The sequence below is a fragment of the Nonomuraea sp. NPDC050691 genome (assembly GCF_040654455.1).
Lineage (GTDB): Bacteria > Actinomycetota > Actinomycetes > Streptosporangiales > Streptosporangiaceae > Nonomuraea.
Genome location: NZ_JBFAIA010000382.1, coordinates 1 through 1,201, shown reverse-complemented (window position 1 = coordinate 1,201; position 1,201 = coordinate 1). Strand labels below are relative to the sequence as shown.

The window sequence follows — 1,201 nt, the reverse complement described above, 5'->3', positions numbered from 1 at the left end:
AGGAGATGTACGCCTGACGGGGAATACATCCCCTTCAGGGTTGATAAAAGAGCCGTGCATCCGAAACGGATGTGCATTTGGTTAACGGCGGTATGCGGGCAGTTTGACGGACTGCCGACCGTGTAACATAGTCTAATCTTCTACCAAATACCCGTCGCTTTCAAGTCTATCGGACAAGCCTTCGTACCAAATATCGAATTCAGCGATACCGAATTTACGGATGTCGGCCATCTCGCAAAGACAGTGGTAAAGCACGCTGTTACTGTATTCGTAGCGTCCGCCGAAACTTCCGTACTGGTCGATGTATTTCGCCGTAAAACATACATCCAAGTTGGCGAAGATTTCCGCGAGTTTTCGATAAATACCGAAAGGCGGTGCCAATCCGGTCAAAAAGCAGATTTCAATAAAACCCTCTCTTTGTGTGACAAAGGTTTCGGTGGGACATGGGGAAAAACTGCTGCCCCATGCCTTGATTCTCTCTTTGGTAAGGTCAGACGTGATATTTTCGGGTAAAGGTACAATTCGATCGAAATCAAAAGCCCAATGGGATAAGCGTGGGAGCGAAATAAAAACAGTTTTGCCGCTTCGGCAACCGACTCTTTGGAACCTTCAATCAGAAGGATGTTGTCAACTTTGGTGGACATAATCGTCTCCGGGCGGGTATTGCCCCTGCGGGCAGAAACCCGCAGGTTAAGGGCTTACGCCTAGTTGGAAAAGAAGCACGGAAGTTATGCCGACTCTGCGTACAGTTCGGGCAGGATTTCACGGTGCAGCCAGCCGGTGACGACTTCGCGTAGCACATGGCGGCAGCCATCAGGCAGAACATCGGATAGACTGAAACCGAACTCGTACAGTCCTAGCCCTTCATTCGACTGCCACTCGATGATGGCATTGCTGTGGCGGCGGAAAATCCAGGCGATGTCTTCATCTGATAAATACTGCAATGCCACCTGAAAAATAACCATTTTGTCAGGACGGTTAAAATACTGCCGATAGGCAGACATCAGATAGCGCATGTCGGCAACGGCGGATACGCCTTCACCGGCGTATCCGTCCTCAAGGTAAGTGACGGCTGCAACAGCATCACCATTGCTACTGCTGATACAAACCATGTCGGCCTACGTCTACGACGGCGAGGTGGCCGCCGAGCGCGCCCGCGAGCTGCGGGCCGCGTTACCGGACTGGGCGGCCGTCCACTACG

2 protein-coding genes are annotated in these 1,201 nt (G+C 51.7%); both read right to left on the bottom strand.

Annotated features, from left to right (window positions below):
• Positions 1–132: 132 nt before the first annotated feature.
• The gene (locus tag AB0H81_RS44950; RefSeq protein ID WP_358388783.1) at positions 133–390 is read right to left on the bottom strand and encodes a hypothetical protein; all 258 of its coding nucleotides are present in this window, start codon (positions 388–390) and stop codon (positions 133–135) included.
• A gap of 338 nt (positions 391–728) precedes the next feature.
• Positions 729–1,112 (bottom strand): hypothetical protein, encoded by a 384-nt coding sequence (locus AB0H81_RS44945; protein ID WP_358388780.1) that lies wholly within the window; start codon positions 1,110–1,112, stop codon positions 729–731.
• Positions 1,113–1,201: the final 89 nt, after the last annotated feature.